At 69.8% G+C, this 20254-nt stretch carries 17 protein-coding genes; 10 read left to right on the forward strand and 7 right to left on the reverse strand.

The genetic code is table 11. The annotated features are described in order from the left end of the window. Positions 1-19: 19 nt before the first annotated feature. The 3 genes from RNB18_RS43965 to RNB18_RS43975 are packed head-to-tail and all read right to left on the reverse strand — an operon-like array spanning position 20 to position 5012. The gene (locus RNB18_RS43965) at positions 20-3556 is read right to left on the reverse strand and encodes a 5-oxoprolinase/urea amidolyase family protein (RefSeq protein ID WP_311719750.1); all 3537 of its coding nucleotides are present in this window, start codon (positions 3554-3556) and stop codon (positions 20-22) included. Then, positions 3553-4191, reverse strand: coding sequence for an urea amidolyase associated protein UAAP2 (locus tag RNB18_RS43970; protein WP_311719751.1), 639 nt, complete (start codon positions 4189-4191; stop codon positions 3553-3555). Before RNB18_RS43970 ends, RNB18_RS43965 begins: the two co-directional genes overlap by 4 nt. Then, the gene (locus tag RNB18_RS43975) at positions 4188-5012 is read right to left on the reverse strand and encodes an urea amidolyase associated protein UAAP1 (protein ID WP_311719752.1); all 825 of its coding nucleotides are present in this window, start codon (positions 5010-5012) and stop codon (positions 4188-4190) included. The genes RNB18_RS43970 and RNB18_RS43975 overlap by 4 nt, the downstream gene beginning before the upstream one ends. A 621-nt stretch (positions 5013-5633) precedes the next feature. On the opposite strand from RNB18_RS43975, the gene RNB18_RS43980 reads away from it, so the two are divergent. From RNB18_RS43980 to RNB18_RS44005, 6 genes are all read left to right on the forward strand, one after another. After that, positions 5634-6275: a TetR/AcrR family transcriptional regulator gene (locus RNB18_RS43980; protein ID WP_311719753.1), complete on the forward strand. Its 642-nt coding sequence runs from the start codon at positions 5634-5636 to the stop codon at positions 6273-6275. 278 nt (positions 6276-6553) lie between these two features. Beyond that, positions 6554-8143, forward strand: coding sequence for an ATP-binding protein (locus RNB18_RS43985; RefSeq protein ID WP_311719754.1), 1590 nt, complete (start codon positions 6554-6556; stop codon positions 8141-8143). Beyond that, a complete protein-coding gene (locus RNB18_RS43990) occupies positions 8140-8547 on the forward strand; it encodes a roadblock/LC7 domain-containing protein (protein ID WP_007380839.1) in 408 nt (135 codons plus the stop codon). Before RNB18_RS43985 ends, RNB18_RS43990 begins: the two co-directional genes overlap by 4 nt. After that, positions 8544-8966 carry a DUF742 domain-containing protein gene (locus RNB18_RS43995; protein ID WP_311719755.1) on the forward strand — a complete coding sequence of 141 codons (423 nt, stop codon included), beginning with the start codon at positions 8544-8546 and terminating at the stop codon, positions 8964-8966. The genes RNB18_RS43990 and RNB18_RS43995 overlap by 4 nt, the downstream gene beginning before the upstream one ends. Then, positions 8947-9567 (forward strand): GTP-binding protein, encoded by a 621-nt coding sequence (locus tag RNB18_RS44000; RefSeq protein ID WP_266567073.1) that lies wholly within the window; start codon positions 8947-8949, stop codon positions 9565-9567. The genes RNB18_RS43995 and RNB18_RS44000 overlap by 20 nt, the downstream gene beginning before the upstream one ends. A gap of 127 nt (positions 9568-9694) precedes the next feature. Next, complete coding sequence (locus RNB18_RS44005; protein ID WP_394817769.1) at positions 9695-11188, forward strand: cytochrome P450; 1494 nt, start codon at positions 9695-9697, stop codon at positions 11186-11188. A gap of 17 nt (positions 11189-11205) precedes the next feature. On the opposite strand, the gene RNB18_RS44010 is transcribed toward RNB18_RS44005, so the two are convergent. Both RNB18_RS44010 and RNB18_RS44015 read right to left on the reverse strand, forming a co-directional pair. Next, positions 11206-12150 (reverse strand): RluA family pseudouridine synthase, encoded by a 945-nt coding sequence (locus RNB18_RS44010; protein ID WP_311719757.1) that lies wholly within the window; start codon positions 12148-12150, stop codon positions 11206-11208. Positions 12151-12267: 117 nt separating this feature from the next. Continuing rightward, positions 12268-13293 (reverse strand): terpene synthase family protein, encoded by a 1026-nt coding sequence (locus RNB18_RS44015; RefSeq protein ID WP_311719758.1) that lies wholly within the window; start codon positions 13291-13293, stop codon positions 12268-12270. A gap of 1065 nt (positions 13294-14358) precedes the next feature. On the opposite strand from RNB18_RS44015, the gene RNB18_RS44020 reads away from it, so the two are divergent. Then, positions 14359-14940, forward strand: a complete 582-nt coding sequence (locus RNB18_RS44020; RefSeq protein ID WP_311719759.1) for a GNAT family N-acetyltransferase — start codon at positions 14359-14361, stop codon at positions 14938-14940. A gap of 47 nt (positions 14941-14987) precedes the next feature. Here the strand turns inward: RNB18_RS44020 and RNB18_RS44025 are convergent, their stop codons facing one another. Continuing rightward, positions 14988-16514, reverse strand: a complete 1527-nt coding sequence (locus RNB18_RS44025; protein WP_311719760.1) for an amino acid permease — start codon at positions 16512-16514, stop codon at positions 14988-14990. A 255-nt stretch (positions 16515-16769) separates the two neighbouring features. On the opposite strand from RNB18_RS44025, the gene RNB18_RS44030 reads away from it, so the two are divergent. The 3 genes from RNB18_RS44030 to RNB18_RS44040 all read left to right on the forward strand — a co-directional run bounded on the left by RNB18_RS44030 (position 16770) and on the right by RNB18_RS44040 (position 19309). Beyond that, positions 16770-17360: a PadR family transcriptional regulator gene (locus RNB18_RS44030; protein ID WP_311719761.1), complete on the forward strand. Its 591-nt coding sequence runs from the start codon at positions 16770-16772 to the stop codon at positions 17358-17360. A 186-nt stretch (positions 17361-17546) separates the two neighbouring features. After that, on the forward strand, positions 17547-18536 hold the full coding sequence (locus tag RNB18_RS44035; RefSeq protein ID WP_311719762.1) for an ATP-binding cassette domain-containing protein: 990 nt from the start codon (positions 17547-17549) through the stop codon (positions 18534-18536). Beyond that, positions 18533-19309, forward strand: a complete 777-nt coding sequence (locus RNB18_RS44040; protein ID WP_311719763.1) for an ABC transporter permease — start codon at positions 18533-18535, stop codon at positions 19307-19309. Before RNB18_RS44035 ends, RNB18_RS44040 begins: the two co-directional genes overlap by 4 nt. 68 nt (positions 19310-19377) lie before the next feature. Here RNB18_RS44040 and RNB18_RS44045 read toward each other — a convergent pair whose 3' ends face one another. Further along, positions 19378-20223, reverse strand: coding sequence for a siderophore-interacting protein (locus tag RNB18_RS44045; RefSeq protein ID WP_311719764.1), 846 nt, complete (start codon positions 20221-20223; stop codon positions 19378-19380). Positions 20224-20254: the final 31 nt, after the last annotated feature.

A 20254-nucleotide genomic window follows, 5' to 3' on the forward strand; every position in this document is an offset into this window, starting at 1 on the left:
TTCACTGTGCGACCGCGTTTCACTGAGCGGGTGGGGCCAGGACGAGCAGTGCTGTCCCCGCCTCCACCTGGTCGCCCGGCCTGGCCAGGATCTCCGCGACCACGCCGTCGGTCGGCGCGTGCACCCTGGACTCCATCTTCATCGCCTCCAGGGCGAGGAGCGGCTGGCCGGCGGCCACCTCGTCGCCCGGCTCGACGTTCAACTGCCAAACCGAGGCGGCGAATTCGGCCTCGATGAGCCGTCCGCCCGGGGGGATCGCCACCTCGGCAGGGGGGACGGCCGGTGCGGATGTCTCCGCTGCCCGCGCGAACTCTCCCGCCGCCTCCCACGCGTCCCGCTCCGCGGAGAAGGCCGCCTGCTGATGTGTCCTGAACTCCGCTATGGACTCGGCGTGTTCGGCGAGGAAGGACTGGTACGCGGCGAGTGAGAAGGTGCCCTCCTCAATGCGGGGAACGAAACGGCCGGACGTGATGTCGGCCCGCAGCTCCAGGAGTTCGTCCGCGTCCACCGGATACCACCGGATGCGGTCGAAGAAGCGCAGCAGCCAGGGCGAGCCCGGCTCGAACGCGCCGCGCTGCTGCCAGGGCGACCACACCTGGGTCGTACGGCCCACGAACTGGTAGCCGCCGGGGCCCTCCATGCCGTAGATGCAGAGATACGCTCCGCCGATCCCGACCGAGTTCTCGGCCGTCCAGGTGCGCGCCGGGTTGTACTTCGTGGTCACCAGGCGGTGGCGCGGGTCGAGCGGGGTGGCCACCGGAGCGCCCAGGTAGACGTCGCCCAGGCCCAGGACGAGGTACTCCGCGTCGAAGACGGTGCGGTAGACGTCGTCCACCGACTCCAGGCCGTTGACCCGGCGGATGAACTCGATGTTCCAGGGGCACCAGGGCGCGTCGTCCCGAACGCCCGCCATGTAGCGGGCGATCGCCTCGCGGGTGGCGGGGTCGTCCCAGGAGAGGGGGAGATGGACCGTGCGGGAGCGGACGACCAGCTCGTCGGACGGGGGGAGCGACGCGGTGATCTCCCGTACGACGGCGAGGAGTTGCTGCTGGGGAAGGCGGCCGGGGTCCGTCTGGATCTGGAGGGAGCGGATGCCGGGGGTGAGATCGGTGATGCCGTCGAGGCCCTGCTCGGCCACCGCGTCCATCAGTGCGTGGACACGCATGCGCAGCGCCAGGTCCAGCTGCATGGGGCCGAATTCGACCAGCAGGTTGTCGTCGCCGCTGCGGCGGTATGTCACGTCACCGGCGCGGGCGAGGACACCGCCGTCCACGATCGCCGGGCGGGGCTCGCCCGAGGCGTCCACCGGCATGAAGCGCACGGTGTCGCCCGGGCGCAGTTGGCCCAGCTTCCAGCGCTCGGTGCTGATGACGGTCGCCGGGCACACGAACCCGCCGAGGGAGGGCCCGTCCGGGCCCAGCAGCACCGGCATGTCGCCGGTGTAGTCGACCGCGCCGACCGAGTAGGGGGTGTCGTGGATGTTGGAGGGGTGCAGGCCGGCCTCGCCGCCGTCGCTGCGGGCCCAGCGGGGCTTGGGGCCGACCAGGCGGACACCGGTGCGGGCCGAGTTGAAGTGGACCTTCCACTCGGCGGCGTAGAAGTCGCGGATGTCGTCCTCGGTGAAGAACTCCGGGGCCGCGTGCGGGCCTTCCACAGCGGCGATGTGCCAGGTGGAGATGTAGGAGGGACGGTCCTCGACCGGTGTTCCTTCGGCCGAGGCCCCTAGGAGCAGCGTCCCTTCGGCCTCGCGGCCTCCGTGCAGTACGTCACCGGTCCGCAGGGCCCGGCCGCCGTGGCCGCCGAAGCGGCCCAGCGTGAAGGTGCTCGCGCTGCCGAGAAAGGCCGGGATGTCGAGGCCGCCCGCGAAGAGGACGTACGTCCGCAGACCGTGTTCGGTGGGTGTGCCGACCTCCAGGACACCACCCGCGGGCACGGTCACCGGCTCCCACTGGGCGACCGGGGTGCCGTCGACGGCGACCGGGGCGGGGGCGCCGGTCACACAGACGGTCGTGGCGTGGGTGAACCTCAACGACGGGCCCTGCAAGGTGCATTCGAGGCCGGGGGCGCCTTCCGGGTTGCCCAGCGCTGTGTTGCCGAGCCGGAAGGAACGGTCGTCCATCGGGCCGCACGGCGGTACCCCGACCTGCCAGTAGCCGGTACGGCCCGGCCAGTCCTGCACGGTGGTGAGGGTGCCGGCGGCCATGACCTCGATGCGTGGGGTCGGGTCCTGAACCTGGGAGAGCGTTGCCGTCGAGTGGGTCGCCCTGGCGAGACGAGGGTCCGCGAGCGCCGCCCGGACCAGGCCCAGGTTGGTCTCGATGCCGTCGACGCGGGTGCGCTCCAGGGCTTCGTCCAGCCGTCGAAGGGCGTGGGCGCGGTCGGGGCCGTACGCGATGATCTTCGCGAGCATCGGATCGTACGACGTCGTCACCTCGGTGCCCGTCTCCACCCAGCCGTCGACACGGACCCCGGTGGGGAACTCGACCCGCGTCAGCAGCCCGGCGCTGGGCCGGTGTTCACGCGAGGGGTCCTCGGCGTAGATGCGTGCCTCGACGGCGTGGCCGTGCGGCAGGTCCGGTTCACGTACGACGTCCCGCTCGCCGCGGGCCAGGCGGAGCATCCAGGCGACCAGGTCGACGCCGTAGATCTCCTCGGTGACCGGATGCTCCACCTGGAGGCGGGTGTTGACCTCCAGGAAGTAGGCCTCCTCGCGGGCGGCGTCGTAGACGAACTCGACGGTTCCCGCGGAGCGGTAGTCGACCGCGGCGCACAACTCACGAGCGTTGTCCGCGAGTTGTGCGCGGACGTGTGAGGGGAGACCCGGCGCCGGAGCCTCCTCCAGGACTTTCTGGTTGCGGCGCTGGAGGGAGCAGTCGCGGTCGCCGAAGGTGACGACCCTGCCTTCGCCGTCGCCGAAGACCTGCACCTCGACATGGCGGGCGTGTTCCACGAGCCGTTCCAGGAAGACGCCGGCGGAGGAGAAGGAGGCGGCGGCGACGCGCTGCACCCGGTCCCAGGCGTCGGTCAGTTCGTCGGCGGAGTGGCAGGCCGACATGCCGATGCCGCCGCCACCGCCGGTGGCCTTGAGCATGACGGGATAACCGATGGCCGCCGCGGATTCGAGGGCCTCGTCGAGAGAGGGCAGCAGTCCGGTGCCCGGCGCCAGGGGCACCCCGGCCGCCTCCGCCGCCGCCCGTGCCGTGTGCTTCGCGCCGAAGAGCTCCAACTGCTCGGGCGTGGGGCCCACGAACACGATCCCCGCGTCCTCGCAGCGGCGGGCGAAGGCGGCGTCCTCGGACAGGAAGCCGTAACCGGGATGGATCGCGCCCGCGCCCGAGTCCTTGGCCGCCTTCAGCACCAGGTCGGTGTCGAGGTACGACTCCTTCGCGGGTGCGGGGCCGAGGCGTACGGCCTGGTCGGCGAGCCGGACGTGAGGTGCGGCTCGGTCGGCGTCGGAGTACACCGCGACCGTCCGCAGGCCCAGCTCACGGGCCGTGCGGATGATCCGGACCGCTATCTCGCCCCGGTTGGCGACGAGGAGGGTGTCGAAGGTCATTGTGCGGCCCCAATCGTCGTCTCCGCGGCCCCCGTCGTCGTCTCGGCGGACCCGATCGTCATCTCCACGGGTGTCGGGTCGAAGCCGTTGCAGGGGTTGTTGATCTGGGGGCAGTTGGAGACCAGGACGAGGACGTCGCGCTCGGCGCGCAGGGTGAGCGAGAGGCCGGGGGCGGAGATGCCGTCGACGATGCCGAGGGTGCCGTCCTTCTCGACCGGCACGTTCATGTACCAGTTGATGTTGGAGACGAGGTCGCGCTTGCCGAGACCGTGCTTTGCGCCCTCGGCGAGGAAGTTGTCCACGCAGGCGTGCTGCGACCAGGTGTGATGGCCGTAGCGCAGGGTGTTCGACTCCTTGGAGCAGGCGCCGCCGACGGTGTCGTGGCGGCCCACGTCGTCGGCGGTGACCGTCATCAGCGGGGTGTGCTCGTTGGACATCAGCACACTGCCGGTGGTGAGGAAGATGCCGCCCTGCGCCTGGATGGTGTCGGGGGCGCTGTAGCGGACCGCCGTGTCGTGGGCGTCGTAGACGAGGAAGTCGACGGCCTGGTTGCCGTGCAGGTCGGTGATGGTGAGCGTCTCGCCCTCGCGGATGACGCGGGACCAGGCGGCGCGGGCCGGAACCACGGTCTTCATGCGCGTCCCTTCGAGGCCAGGAATTCGGTGGTGTTGAGGAAGGCACGGCGGCCTTCGGGGGTGGCGTCCCAGAGGGGGTCGCCGGCGCGGGTGGGTTCGGCGCGCCAGGCGAGGACTTCCAGCGGGGTGCTGACGTAGTCGGGCCGTGGGTCGGCGGGGTGCGGGACGTTCGCGATCAGTACCGTCACGTCCTGTTCGGCGCGCAGGGTGACGCTGCCGCCGGGGCCCGCCGAGCCGGTGAAGTCGAGGGTGCCGTCCTCGCGGATCCGGACGCCCTGGAAGAAGGAGAGGGACGGAGGGAGATCGCGGGGTTCGAGGCCGTTCTTCGCGGCTGCCAGCTTGAAGAGCTCACGGCCGGCGGGGGAGGGGCTCTGGGGGGTGCCGTCGCCGTAGCGCCCGGTGTTGCTCACCAGGGTGGAGGTGCCGCACAGGGCGTCGTGGCGGCCGGAGGTGTCGGTGACGACGCTCGCGAGGACGCGGCCCTGGTCGGACAGGAGCAGTTGGCCCTCGTCGAGGTAGGCGTTCCACTGGACCTTGACCGTGTCGGCGACGTTCAGGCGCTCCCAGGGGCGGCCCTCCGCGTACAGGAGGAGGTGGGCGCAGGCGTCTCCGCGCGGGTCGGTGAGGCGCAGCTCGGTGCCGCGGGCGAGGACGCGGTGGGTGTAGTTGCCGCCCGCGACGGTCTCCGCCCACACCAGGTGACCCGCCTCGCAGGGCGGGTCCGGCCAGTCGCCGGCCGGGACGACGGGCATGGCCTCGGCACGGGTGCCGTCCTGGGCGCGGGCGTGGTCTCGGGCTCCGTACGTGGTCTGCGTGGCCATGGCGGGACCTCCGGCTCCGGGGTTATTTCTGTCGCTCGACAGAAATTAGGTGCGGTGCGGGTCGGAGGGGTTGCTCGGGCGTTGCCAGGGGGTTACCGGGGGCTCACAGGTGCGTCGTCGGGTGTGGGGCGGTGGGGGGTTGGTCGCGCCCGCGTGGCGGAGAGGCAAGTCGATGTGGCCTCGCGTCCCTGGGAGGTTGGGGGGTGCCGGGGTGTTGGTGGCCGGAGGGCGCCTGTGGGTTCACGCGGAGATCCCTGGGCCCCTGGGGGGCGTGCCGGTGAACTGGTGGCCGGTCGGGCCCGTGGGTCACGCGGAGGTCCTCGCGTCCCTCGGGGAGCGTGCCGGGGTGCTGGCTGGTCGGCGCCATTGGATCGCTCGGAGATCCCCGGGCCCCTGGGGGGAGCGTGCTGGAGTGCGGACCGCCGGTCGGTGCCCATGGGTCGCGCGGAGATCCCTGGGCACCTGGGGGCGTGCCGCTGAACTGGCGGCAGGTCGGACCCGTGGGGCACGCGGAGGTCCTCGCGTCCCTGGGGAGGTTGGAGGGTGCCGGGATGCCGGCGGCCGCCGGCGCCTGTGGATCACCCGCAGATTCCCGCGCCCCCGTGTGCGAGGATCGAACGCATGGGTACGACAGGCGGTGCGGCGGAGTCCGGGCGACGGGTCGGCAGGCCGCGGGCCGCTCGGCGGCCGGACAGCGGGCTGGCGCCGCGCGACGAACTCCTCGTCGCCGCAGCCGAGTTGTTCACCTCGCTGGGCTACGCCGCCACCAGCACCCGGGCGGTCGCCGAGCGTGCGGGCATGCGGCAGGCGTCCATGTACCACTACGTCTCCGGCAAGGAGGAGCTCCTCGCCGAGCTCCTGGAGTCCACCGTCACGCCCTCGTTGGCGTACGCCCGCGAGCTGCTCGCCGACGACACGGTCCCGGCCGGGAACCGCCTGTGGGAGCTGTGCCGCGCGGACACCGAGGTGCTGTGCGGCGGGCCGCACAATCTCGGCGGCCTCTACCTGCTGCCCGAGGTGCGCGACGAGCGGTTCGCCGGTTTCCACGCCGTGCGCGCCGAACTCAAGGATGCCTACCGGCAGTTGCTCGCCGCCACGCCGACGGGCGGCGCCCTCGCCAAGAGCGAGCTCGATCTGCGCACGGACCTGTTGTTCGGCCTGATCGAGAGCGTGATCCTCATCCACCGCTCCGACCCCGAGCGCCCCGTCTCGGTCTTCGCGGAGGCCACCGCGGACGCAGCCCTGCGCATCGCCGGGCTCTGAGTCCGGTCCGGTATCCGACCGGAGGCCGATCTTCACCCGTCACGGTGAGTGATACTCGTGCACCTGTACGCCTTAACTTTCCGTGTTCGAAAGATGCCAGAGCGTGCAAATGGGCCGAGGGTACTCCAGTCGCAATGCCCGTTTCAGGTGCTTGCTGAATATGACACGGCGATGATCCGGTCGGACTAAGCTCGCCCGCAGCGCACCGAGTTGATGTGTATTCGTGCGCTTGTTCCCTATATGTGCGACTCCCCGTCGATACGTCTCAGAGGGCCCACATGGTGAGTGTTCAATCCCCGCCAGGACGCCGTGAACTGCCATATGCGCGCGTGCTGTTGCTCCCCGCCATAGTCATGGCCGCGGCGACCGGGGCCGCCGTCGCGGCGGTGCAGCAGCCCGCCCGGGCCGCTGTCGGCTGGTGCGGTGCCATCGCCACGCTGCTGGTGATCGCGGTGGCGGCCGAAGCCGTCCGGCGCGGACGCGAACTGCGGGACCAGCGTCTCGAGCACGCCCGTCACACCGCGGATCTGCAGCGGCGCATCGCCGACCAGGACCAGGACCTGACCCGGTTCGCGAAGGAGATCGCGCCCACCGCGCTGGACTGGCTGCGCCGTGGAAGTTCCCCCGGAGAGGTGATTCGCCAACTCGGCGACGTCGACCCCGCGTGGGCGGACCTTCCCGAGGCGCAGATCCGCCTGCTCAAGACGGTGCTCAACATCGTCGACACCGAGGAGATCATGCGTGACGCCGCGCAGCGCTCCTTCGTGAACATCGCGCGTCGCGTCCAGGCCATCGTCCACCAACAGGCCAACGAACTGCGGGAGATGGAGGAGGACCACGGCCGCAACCCCGAGGTCTTCGACGACCTCCTGCGCATCGACCACGGCACCGCGCTGATCGGCCGTCTCGCCGACTCCATCTCCGTCCTCGGCGGCGGCCGCCCCGGACGCCAGTGGCCGGAGCCCGTCGCGCTGTACAGCGTGCTGCGCGGCGCCATGTCCCGGATCCTGGAGTACCGGCGCATCGACCTGTCCTCGATCGCCAAGGTCAACGTCAAGGGCACCGCCGTCGAACCGGTCATCCACGCCGCGGCCGAACTCCTCGACAACGCCACGCGCTACTCCCCGCCGCAGAGCAAGGTGCACGTCACCGCCACCGAGGTGCAGACCGGCGTCTGTATCGAGATCGAGGACGCCGGCGTCAGCCTCAGCGAGGAGGCCCGCCTGAGGGCCGAGGGCATGCTGGAGCGGGCCAAGGCCGGAGTGGACTTCCAGGATCTGGGCGAGTCGCCGCGGCTCGGCCTCGCCGTCGTGGGCCGGCTCTGCCAGGCGTACGACATGCAGGTCTCCCTGCGTGCCTCCGCGTACGGCGGTGTGCGCGCCATCCTCGTCGTGCCGAGCGACATGCTCACCGACGAGCCCGGCGTCGGACTCGCCCACGGCATCGGCGCCACCGCGGTGCCCAAGGCCGAACTGGGCGCCCTGCCCGGCCCCAAGCGCACGATCAAGAAGCGCCGCCCCACCAGTCCCAAGTTCACGACACCGGTCTCCATGGAGGACGACGTCCCGGAGGTCACCGAGTGGACGGCCAACGGGCTGCCGCAGCGCCGCAGCCGGGTCAAGACCTCCCTCACCCAGCGCTACGCCGAGCAGGCCGAGATCGAACGGGCCGAGCGGGAAGGCCGCCCGACGATCTGGTCGACGGCCCAGCGCGAGCCGGAGCCGGAGCAGAAGCCGGACGACACTCCGCCCGGCCTGTGGGTCCAGGCGTTCATGGACGGCCTCAAGCGGCCCTCCTCTTCCACAGTCACCCAGCCGACCGACGAACCGGCCCGTACCGAGGCCGAAGACGAGGGGAACCTCAAGTGATCCAGCAGCGAGGCAACTTCGACTGGATGCTCCAGGACCTCGCCAAAGGCGTACCGGGCATCCAGATGATCGTGGTGCTCTCCGCCGACGGCCTGCGCATCGCCCGGCACGGCGGAGACCCGGACACCGCCGACCGCGTCGCCGCCGCCTGCGCGGGCCTGCAGAGCCTGGCGGGCGCCGTGGCCGGGGAGATCCCCGGCAGCGACGGCAAGATGAAGATGGTCCTCATCGAGATTCACGGGGGCTACTTCTATCTGATGGCCGCCGGCCCCAACGCCTACCTCGCGGTGCTCTCCGACATCATCACCGAACCCGGCCACATGAGCGCCCGCATGAGCGACCTGGTCGTCCGCATCGGCGCGCACCTCACCAGCCCGCCCCGGCGCAACGGGCAGACCGTATGACTCCTCCACAACGCCGACGGCGATTTCCCAAGGCCGGTCCGGAACCGACGCCGCAACCCCCGCAGGAGGGCCAGGACCCGCCCGAAGGACCGAAGAAGAACCCCGAGCGGCTGTACGTCATCACCGGCCCCGACGGAGCCGAGCGCTCGGAACTCGACCTGGTCACCTTAATCGTGGCGCACGCCGACCCGCCGCCCTCCGCCACGCCTGAGCAGGCGGCGCTGCTCAGGCTCTGCACGGCCCCCCTGTCCGTGGCCGAGCTGTCCGCCTATCTCAGCCTGCCGTTCAGCGTGGTGACCGTCCTGCTCACCGAGCTGCTGGCGGCCGAACTGGTGACGGCCCGCGCCCCGGTCATCCGCCAGGCGCTGGCCGACCGTTCCCTCCTCGAAGCGGTGATGCATGGACTTCAAAGGCTCTGACACCATCCCCGGTCCGCGAACAGAGGACCACCTTCCCCAGACCGCCGATGCCGCGGTGAAGATCGTCATCGTGGGCGGCTTCGGCGTGGGCAAGACCACCATGGTCGGCTCGGTCAGCGAGATCAAACCGCTGACCACCGAGGAGACCATGACCCAGGCCGGCATCGGGGTCGACGACAACTACGGCTCCGAGACCAAGACGGCCACCACCGTGGCCATGGACTTCGGCCGCATCAGCATCACCGACCAGCTGGTCCTCTATCTCTTCGGCACCCCGGGCCAGGAGCGCTTCTGGTTCCTGTGGAACGGCCTGTTCGAAGGCGCACTCGGCGCGGTGGTCCTGGTGGACACCCGACGCCTCGAAGTCAGCTTCGACGTCATGGACCGCCTGGAGGAGCGCGGCGTGCCCTTCGTCGTCGCCGTCAACACCTTCCCCGACGGCCCCCGTCACCACCTCGAGGAACTCCGCACCGCGCTCGACCTCAGCGAGGACATCCCCATCGTCGAGTGCGACGCGCGCCGACGGGCGTCCAGCCGGGACGTGTTGATGACGTTGTTGCGGTTCCTTCATTCGCTGGCTTTGGAGAAGGCTCCTGTGTGAGGCGTGGCGCGGCAGTGCCGTACCGCCGCCCCCTCTCCCACGCTCCCGGCTTCGCTCGAACCCATCGGACCGGGGCAGCCCATCACTTCCTGTACACCAGATCGATCTCAGCTTCGGAGCGACCATCGTGACGCCTGAATCCCTTTCCCCGACCGGTACGGACGCCCCCATGGCCGTCCCTCCCCCCGGCTGCCCCGCGCACGGCATCGGCGTCGGCGGACTGCGTCGGCTGTACGGCCCTGGGGCGGAGGACCTGGAGGCCGTGTACGAGACGCTCCGCGCCGAGCATGGACCTGTGGCTCCTGCGCTGCTTCACGAAGATGTGCCGATCTGGGTGGTGCTCGGTCACTCCGAGAACCTGCACATGGTGCGCAACCCCTCGCAGTTCTGCCGAAACACCCGATTGTGGTCAGCCCTGCAGGACGGCACGGTCAAGCCCGATCACCCGCTCATGCCGCACTTCGCCTGGCAACCCATCTGCAGTCACGCCGAGGGCGACGAGCATCTGCGTTTGCGCGGTGCGGTCACCGGTGCCATGTCGACCATCGATCACCGGGGCATCCGCCGTTACATCAACCGTGCGACCCAGCAGCTCGTCAACAAGTTCTGCCGAGAGGGTAGGGCCGACCTGGTCGGCCAGTTCGCCGAGCACCTGCCGATGGTGGTGATGTGCGAGATCCTCGGTATGCCCGAGGAGTACAACGACCAGATCGTGCAGGCCGCTCGTGACATGCCCAAGGGCAGCGAGACCGCAATCGCCAGCAACGCATACCTCATGGACGTCCTGATGCGGCTCACCGCCCGCCGCCGGGCCGAACCCAGGGACGACTTCACCAGCCACCTGATCAACCACCCGGCGAATCTCACCGACGACGAAGTGGGCCAGCACCTCCGCATCATCCTGGTCGCGGCCTACGAGGCCACCGCAAACCTCATCGCCAACGTGATGCGTGTGGTGCTGACCGACCCGCGGTTCCGCGCCCAACTCAACGGCGGCCAGATGACGGTGCCCCAAGCGGTCGAGCAGTCCCTGTGGGACGAGCCGCCGTTCAGCACCGTCCTTCCCTACATCGCCAAGCAGGACACGGAGCTGGGTGACCAGCGCATTCGTAAGGGTGACGCCCTCATCCTCGGCATCGCGCCGGGCAATGTGGACCCGCGAGTCCGGCCCGACCCCAAGGCCCACATGCAGGGCAACCGCTCCCACCTGGCCTTCGGCGGCGGCCCTCATGAATGCCCGGGGCAGGACATCGGCCGTGTCATCGCCGAGGTCGGCGTCGACGCACTGCTGACCCGCCTGCCCGACGTCCAACTCGCCTGCGACGAGGACGAACTGGGCTGGTGGGCGTCCATTTCGAACCGGCACTTGGTGGAACTGCCCGTGAAGTTCGAGGCCAAGCCCCAGCAGGACGTCATGGCGCGGCCCGCGCACCCGCTGGCGTTGCAGCGTTCCAGCAACTGGCTGGTCAGCACGCCCCAGCCGAAGACGGCGCCTCTGGAAGCTACCTCGCCGACCTCCGCTCCGATGCCGACCTCCGCTCCGACGCCGACGCCGACGCCCGAACCGGCTGGCCGGCCTGGTGTGTTCCGGCGCCTTCTGCGCTGGTGGCGCGGCGAGTGAGCCGACAGGCCCTGGGTCTATTCGGCCGCCCATTCGTCGTACGACGACCACGCCCGCAGCACGCGAGGGCTGACGAACCGGTGCTCGCGTCCCGTGACCGGGTCGGTGAACTCCAGCACCCGTGCCAGCAGTTGGAGCGGACGCCGGAAGTCGCCGGACGCAATGGGGTCGGTGACAGCCGGATAGAGGGGGTCGCCGAGGATCGGCACGCCCAGAGCGCTCATGTGCACCCGCAACTGGTGCGTCTGCCCGGTACTCGGCGTCAGCCGGTACCGGGCGCGCTCGCCCCGGTGCTCCAGCAACTCGACCCGGCTGATGGCGTTGGGCTCGCCCTCGATCTCCCGGGCGGCCAGGACTCCGCGTTCCTTGACGATCCGGCTGCGCACGGTGCGCGGCAGGGCCAGCGCCGGGTCGTACGGGGCCACTGCCTCGTACTCCTTCGCCACCCGTCTGTCCCGGAACAGCGACTGATAGGCGCCGCGCTCCTCGGGCCGCACCGTGAACATCACCAGGCCGGCCGTCAGTCGGTCCAGCCGGTGCGCGGCGCCCAACGTGGGGGTGCCCAGCTGCCGGCGCAGCCGTGCCAGGGCCGTCTCGGCGACATGGCTGCCGCGCGGGGTGGTGGCCAGGAAGTGCGGTTTGTCGGCCACCACTACGTGTTCGTCCCGGTAGATGACGTCGATCGGGAAGGGGACCCGCTCCTCGTCGGGCAGCTCCCGGTGGAACCACACGAACATCCCCGGCACGTACGCCATGTCGCGGGTCACCGGACGCCCGGCGGCATCCACGATCCGCCCAGCCTCCAGCAGCCCGTCGATCACCTCGGCCCCGGCCGCGAACCGCGCCACGAGATGATCCCGCACAGTCGCCGAGGCGTCACCGATCGGCAACCGCACCCGCACCGGATCGACCCCGTCGCGTTGCGGCAGGGGAGAAGGCGGGGGTGGGGTACGGCGTCTCATCAGGTCCAAGCCTACGAGGGGCTGGTGCCGAGCATGCCTCAACAGTGCCGATCCGGACGTGTCTGACGGGTGCTGCTTCGAAGGTCGCCTGTGAACCCCGATCGGGGCAACGGGAAGTTATCGAGACACCGTTGTGAGGTTTGCGGGGTGAAGCTGGCCGGTCATATTCGGACTCAGGGCGCTGGCGGTGCGTGGGGAATAACGGCCATTGCTTCGGCTCCAGTCGTAGCTGCCGCGTATCCATGTGAGCAATGCTGTCGCATAACGTTGGACCTTCTCGGACTCCGAGCTCGTGAGCCCGAGTCGGGCGCAGAACAGGGGGACCAGTTTCATCTGCTCAAAGAGCTGACCGACTGTTGTCTGGACGAGGGTGACGGCGAGCCTGATGGCTTCCGCCCGGGAGCAATTGCGTTGCCGCATGAGGCAGTGCACCAGGTTGGGATCGCCTCGGGCGTCGTCGTTCTCGAGGGACATCACCTCGTTGATGAGTTTGACGGCATCGACAGCTGCTCGTCGCATCGACTCAAGATGACTGCTGTGCCAAATGATCTGTGGGATCTCGAAGTGCCCCACCCTTTCGGCCAGGTCGAGCGAGGGAATCAGCCCCAGGGTGCGATGCCCGACCCTCATCCGGGTGGCGAAGTCCTCGGGGATCCATGTGCGACGATCGACTTCCTCGGTGAGGTTTCCTGTCAGGTAATCCATCCAATTGTGAGCGGCCCGTTGCCGCCATTCCTCGGACATCCCCATCTTGGCTCGACGCCAGATGTCCGCGAAGGCGCTCACCAGAGGCGCATCGTGGTGGGTTTCCCGCTGCGAGGGGTGGGTGACGAGCGTGATGAGTTGCCGACACACTGCGACGGCTGTATCGGCTTTGCACCCCTCGGGCACGTCAAACAGGTCATCGAAAAGGAAGAACCAGCCCATGGTGTCAAAGGCCAGGTCGAGGTCATCATCTTCGGCGTCCGGGTAGCTGTAGGCAGCCAAGTCTGCTACTGCCGAGAATATGTAGCGATGAGTGGCCCCATGTCCCAACACTAGTTTCTGCTGACGCATCCACTCCAGATTGCGTTCCCTGGCGGCTGCTAAACCGGTGTTCAGTCGGGGAGGAATGGGCAATTTGATGGTTACGTTCTGGGGCATTTTTCTCTCCCAGTTTCTGCCTCGGCATGCTTATCGGCGCAGAGCCGAATCTAGGGGCCCTGCGGCTTCCGGCGCAGTCAGGGGGGCGGCCACGGTCCTGAGGGCCCCTCCTCCCGCGGGCGGACCCGGTGGCCGCGAGCTCGCCATCAAGGGGGTGGACCGAGACAACTGGGCACGAGCAGAGTTTTTCATGATGCCCTCCGGGTGGCGGAGTCGACCAAGTTCATGAACTGTGCGTTGTGCTCCAGGCGCTGCGATAGTGGCGTTGCTGACTCGTGCACGGCCTGGGCCTGCCGGTCGAATCGGTCGAGCGGGGCCTCGTCGACCGCATGCCGGGCAGTTCGCCGGCGTGACCTTCGAGGCGACCGCGCGACGGCGCAGACAGTCTGTGGCCACCACCGCCACGACAGCGTTGTCGCAGGCGAGGTCGTGGATCATCCCTACCTTCCAGTGCCGCCGTGGGTTTCGTCAACGGTGCGGGGCGAGTTGGCGCTGGTGTGAGGCGCCGTGGCGGGTCGCCGCGCGGGGCGTGTCGGGTGGGAGCCCGTTCACTGTTCTCGGTGACATTCCGGACAGCCCGGTCGGCAGGAGGCAGGCGCTCGTCTCCGGAGGATTCGCACTAGTGTACGGTCGCGTCGACCGCATCGGTGCGTTGCGCGGAGCACGTACCCGAGCCGCACCGCCGACCATCGAAGGCATCCGGCCACCATCCTCACGGGCCCGGGTGCGACACCGCTCATGCCGGTAATTCACCTGACAGCCCACCACTTCGCACCATGCGACGATTTCCGGCCGTGGGAAAGGGGGCGCAGCCCCGGCGCACGGAGCGGATCCCCTGGCCGCCGGATGCACGGCCGCGCATTCCGGCCTGTCGGTGCGCCGCGGGTACCACCCTCGTTTGCGGCAGTTGGGAAGCAAGTTCGCCGGGGGACGGACCGTCCGGCTCGAGCGCCAAGGACGTGATCACGGTTCGGTGCGGGGACCGGGCGCCCGGGCCGCGTCTCATCGCCGTCAAGAGTAAAAACTCGTTGGGACGGATTCCGTGCGGTTGGCAGGATGCGGTTCATGCCGTTCCTCACCGGCCCGGTCCTCGCACCAGGCGCCCTCTCCAGCACCGCCCAACCCACCCTCCCCACCGGCGACGGCCTGCTCCTGCGCCCCTGGCGGGCCGAGGACGCGCCCGCGGTCCACGCCGCGTTCCAGGACCCGGTGATGCAGCAATGGCACGCCCGTGCCGCCGACTCCGTGGACGAGGTCGGCGGCTGGATCGAGGAGTGGCGGGAGGTGTGGGCCCAGGAGAAGACCGCTCAGTGGGCTGTGGTGGACGCGGACACCGGTCTGCTGCTCGGCCGGGTGGCGCTGAGAGAGATCAATCTCGTCGACGGGCAGGCCGAGATGGCGTACTGGACGACCGCGGGGGCGCGTGGGCGGGGTGTCGCGGCGCGTGCCACGGTCGTCCTGTCTCGCTGGGCCTTCGACGACATCGGGTTCCATCGTCTCGAGCTCATGCATGCCGTCCGTAATGAGGCCTCGTGTCGTGTCGCGACCAAGACGGGCTTCGTTCTGGAAGGGACCAAGCGAAGTGCGGTCCTGCATCCGGACGGTTGGCATGACATGCATCTGCACGCGCGTGTCCGGGGCGACTGAGGGGATGCCAAGGGGGACCACTGGGGGTCCGCCGAGGAGGCGCGCCCCTATCCCGTCGGCCTACGCCCTCGAACTGCCCGCCACGCCACGCCCACTGCCAGCGTCGCGGCCAGGAACAGCACCGTGAACCACTGGAAGTACCAGTGCCCGCCCGCCGGGTCGTACACCTCTGCCCGGGGCCAGGCCAGGTTGACGGTCATCAGGAGGCCGTAGAGGAGGGCCAGGGCGTTGACCGGGATGCCCCAGCGGCCCAGGGAGAACAGGCGGGCGCCCGTCTCGTCCGTGCCCTCCGACGTGAACTCACCTCGCACGCGCCGGATCAGCAGCGGGCCCGTGACCATCGCGTACGCCAGGTAGAGCATCACGATGCACGTGGTGCCGATCGCCAGGAACGCCTCCGGGGAAGCGAAGTTGAGGAGGAGGAGCGCGGCGGCCAGGACGCCGACGACCAGAGCGGGGGCGGTGGGCATGCCCGTGCGGGGGTTCACCCGCGCGAGGCGGCCCGCGAACGGAAGTTGGCCGTCGCGGGCCATGGAGAAGAGCATGCGGCAGGCCGCTGTCTGGATGGCGAGGGTGGCCACCGCGATCGCGACCACCACGTCGGCCAGCAGGGCCTTGCCGACCCCGTCGCCCAGGCTGCTGGTGAGGACGTAGCTGAGGCCGTCGACCGACAGGTGTCCGTCGGTGAGGCTGGGGGCGGCGAGCAGGCCGCCCAGGACGAGCAGGCCGCCGAGCACGCCGGCCGCGCCGAGCGCCGTGAGGATCGTGCGGGGCGCGGTGCGGCGCGGGGCGTGTGTCTCCTCGCTCATCTCGCCCGCGCTGTCGAAGCCGATCATCACGTACGCCGCCGCGAACGAGCCCACCAGCAGGGCCCCGAGCAGGCCGCTCTGCGCGGCGCCCGTGGTGTGGAAGGTGATGCTCGGCGTGCGCTCGGAGTGGGTCAGCAGGAGCACGATGATCAGGACCGCACCGATGATCTCGGCGGTGACTCCGACCCGGTTGATCAGGGACATCACACGGTTGTCGAGGATGTTCACGACGGTCGTCAGCACCAGCAGGATCACGCCGAGGAGTGCCGCGTTGGCCGCCCCGTCCGCCGAGGTCGGCGCCGGGTCGGTGCCGACCAGCTGGAAGCCGGACCAGATCGCCGGGAGCACCATCTGCAGGGCGAGTGCCGCCGCCGCGACCACGACGATCTGCCCGATCACCATGATCCAGCCGGCGAACCAGCCGAAGGCCGGGGTGGCGAGGCGGGACGACCACTGGTAGATCGCGCCGGACAGCGGGTAGCGCGCCGCCAGTTCCGCGAAGCAGGCCGCCACCAGGAACTGCCCGACCAGTACCACCGGCCAGGCCCAGAAGAAGACGGGGCCGCCGAACGCGTACCCGAAGGCGAAGAACTGGAAGACGGTCGTCAGGACCGAGATGAAGGAGAACCCCGCCGCGAAGGACGCGTACCGGCCCAGGCTCCGGTGCAGTTCCTGCTGGTAGCCGAACTCGGTGAGGGAGCGGTCGTCGGGGGCGGGGGAATGCGGGGGATCGGGACGGACGTCGGAGGGGCTGGCTGTCGTCACGGCGGCACCTGCCTTCGGCGGCATGAGGGCGGAGAGCGGAACAGCGGTGCGGGAGCTGAATTCCTGTCGGGTGACAGAAATTAAGGAGGCGCTGTTTCGGGTGCGTGACGCAGGCATGTCGAAGCAGCTCCCAAGTCCTCACGCCCTTGCGCGGGCCTTCATACGCGATACATCGTGTCTATTGACTGCCCTTATGGGTCGCGATATGTTCGGTCACGGATATTCGGGTACGAGGTTCGGATGCGAGGTGGATCCATGGGGCGTCGCAAGCTCCGCAACCCCCTGGCGCTCGCCGTGCTGGCGACGCTGTGGCAGAAGCCGATGCATCCCTACGAGATCGCCCAGACCCTGCGCCGCCAGGGCAAGGACGCCAGCACGAAGATCAACTACGGCTCGCTCTACACCGTCGTCCAGAGCCTCGAGAAACACGCGTTCGTCGAGGTCACGGACGTGGAGCGGCAGGGCAACCGGCCCGAGCGGACCGTCTACGGCATCACCGCGGCCGGACGCCAGGAGATGACCGAGTGGATGTCGGACCTGGTCGCCCTCCCGGCCAAGGAGTACCCGATCTTCGAGACCGCCCTCTCGCTGCTCGGCGTGCTGCACCCCGACGAGGTGGTGCCCCTGCTGGAGCAACGGCTCGACGCCCTGGAGGTGCAGATCGCGAGCGGCCGGGGCGCTCTGGAGAAGCTCTACGAGACGCTGCCCCGGCTCTTCCTCGTGGAGAACGAGTACCAGCTCCACATGGTCGAGGCGGAGGCGGCGTGGGTCCGCGGCTTCCTCGACGAACTCAGAACGGGCGCGCTGCCCGGCATCGAGGAGTGGAAGGCGTTCCACGAGCAATGACCTGACGAAAACAGGCCCCGGCACGGCTGTTGCAGCAGCCCGCCGGGGCCTCGAACCCCGAACTGAATCCGCCCTGAGGCACATCCAGGCGATCGAGGTGCGGCATGCCCAGGATAGCCCGGTGCTCCTCACGCGGATCAGTTGTCATCCCTTCACCGGATCCGCTCACCCAGGAGGACACCCTTCATGAACACCCGTGCGCCCGCGATCGAGGCGCGTCAACTGATCAAGACCTACGGCGGTGAGGTCACCGCTCTCAATGGCATCGACGTGGTCGTCGAGCGGGGCAGCGTCTTCGGCCTGCTCGGCCCGAACGGCGCCGGCAAGTCCACCACCGTCAAGATCCTCACCACTCTGGCCCGCCCCGACTCCGGCTCGGCCACCGTCGCGGGCCATGACGTGCTGCGCCACCCGGACCGGGTCCGCCGGGCCATCGGCGTGGTCGCCCAGGGCTCCGGGGCCGACCCGGTCGCCACCGGCCACGAGAACCTCCGACTCCAGGGCAGGCTCTACGGCTTGAGGGGCGCCGCGCTCGAACGCCGGGTGGAGGAGCTCCTCGACCGCTTCACGCTCACCGACGCCGCCCGGCGCCCGGTCAAGGGCTACTCCGGTGGCATGCGACGCCGGCTCGACGTCGCCCTCGGCCTGGTGCACCGCCCCGAGGTGCTCTTCCTCGACGAGCCGACCACCGGACTCGACCCCGAGGCCCGCAGCGCGATGTGGGACGAGATCGGCCGGCTCGCCGGTGAGGAGGGGCTGACGATCCTGCTCACCACGCACTACCTCGAAGAGGCGGACCGGCTCGCCGAGCGCGTCGCCGTCGTCGACCGGGGCCGGATCGTCGTCGAGGGCACTCCGGACGCGCTGAAGGGCGAACTACGCGGTGACGCGGTGCACTTGGAGCTGGGTGAGCCGCTCGGCGACGCGGGCCGCACCCTGCTGACCGGCGCCCTGCGCGGGGTGCCGGGCGTGCACGAGGTGCTGGCCGACGGGCACCGCGTCAGCGTCCGCGCCGACGACGGGGCCGCCGCCGTACCCGCCCTGCTCGCCGCCCTGGAGCGGGCCGGGGTCAAGGTCGCCACCGCGACCGTCGCCCGTCCCTCACTCGACGACGTCTATCTGCGCTACGCGGGCCGCCGTTACTCGGAGGCCGAAGACCTGGTGGGTGCCCGATGAGCATGGCCGTCTCCCAGACCTGGTACATGACGCAGCGTCAACTCATGGTGTTCGTACGGCAGCCCGCGTACGCGATCATCACCCTGGTCCAGCCGGTGATCTGGCTGTTCCTGTTCGGCAGCCTCTTCCGGAAGGTCGTCGAGCTCGGCGGTTTCGGCACCACGTCCTACCTGGACTATCTGGTCCCCGGTGTGGTGGTGATGAGCGCGCTCAGCTCCAACATGTGGGCGGGGATGACCACCCTGGACGAGATCCAGCGCGGCACCCTCGACCGCTTCCTGACCACTCCGGTCAGCCGGGCCGCGCTGATGAACGGCAACGTCGTCAACAACGGCCTGGTCACCGCCTTCCAGTCGGTGGTCATCGTGCTGCTCGGGCTGCTGGGCGGCGCCGACTACCCGGGCGGGATCGCCGGGATCGCCGTCCTGGTCCTCGCCTCGGTCCTGCTGGGCACCGTCTTCGGGGCGCTGTCCAACGCGCTCGGCATGCTGGTGCGGGAACGGGAGTCGATCATCGGGATCAACACCTTCCTGCTGCTCCCGCTCACCTTCCTGTCCAGCGCCTTCATGGCGCCCTCGCAGATGCCCACCTGGATGCGGCACATCGCCGACTTCAACCCGTTGAACTGGGCGATGGTGGCGGGCCGTTCGGCCCTCTCGGCGGACCCCGACTGGGGCGCGGTGCTGGGCCGCGGGGGAGCGCTGCTCGGGCTGGCGGTCGTGGCGGTGTGGCTGTCGATCCGGACCTTCCGGTCGTACCAGCGCTCGGTGTGAACACGCGAAAGGGGCGGCACCCTCGAAGGTGCCGCCCCTTTCGCGACCGAGCCCAAGCGGCCGTACGCCTAAGCGGCCGGCGCCGCCCCCTCCTGCTCCGCCTCGATGCGCGCGTTCCAGTCCCGCTTGGAGGCCTGCCAGCCGTCCTCGTTGTGGCCCAGGCGCCAGTAGCCGGAGATCGACAGGTCCTCGCGCGGGACGCCGCGCTCGACGCGCAGCAGTTGGCGCAGCTGCTTCACGAAATGCGCCTCGCCGTGCACGAACGCGCACAGCCGGCCCTCCGGGAACTCCAGCGCGCGCACGGCCTCGACCAGCGACTCCCCGATCGGGCGGGAGCCGCGGTGCAGCCACACGACCTCCACGTCGGAGTCGATCTTCTGCTCCTCCTCGGGCCCGGAGACCTCGATGAAGGCGTGCGCCCGGGCGCCGTCGGGCAGCGACTCCAGGGAACGGGCGATCGCGGGCAGCGCGCTCTCGTCACCGACGAGGAGATGCCAGTCGGCGTCCGGTTCGGGGGCGTAGGCGCCGCCGGGGCCCATGAAGCGCACGGTCTCGCCGGGCTGGACGCGTACCGCCCAGGGGCCGGCGAGGCCCTCGTCGCCGTGGATCACGAAGTCCAGGGTGAGTTCGCGGTGTTCGGCGTCCCAGTGGCGCACGGTGTAGGTGCGGGTCACGGGCCACTGCTCGCGCGGGAACTCCTCGCGGATGCGCTGCATGTCGAAGGGCTCGGGGTAAGTCGCGCCCTCGGCCGGGAAAAGGATCTTGACGTAGTGGTCGGTGCAGGTGTCCGCCGCGAAGTCGGCGAGTCCGTCGCCGCCGAGCACCACGCGCTGCATGTGCGGGGTGAGGCGTTCGGTGCGGACGACCTGTGCGGAGTGAGGTTTCCGCGGCTTGCGTCCCGGTCCTTCTGCCATGGCGGCCTCCCAGTTCCCTACGCTTAGGCTT

This window comes from Streptomyces doebereineriae (genome assembly GCF_031845645.1).
Taxonomy (GTDB): Bacteria; Actinomycetota; Actinomycetes; order Streptomycetales; family Streptomycetaceae; genus Streptomyces; species Streptomyces canus.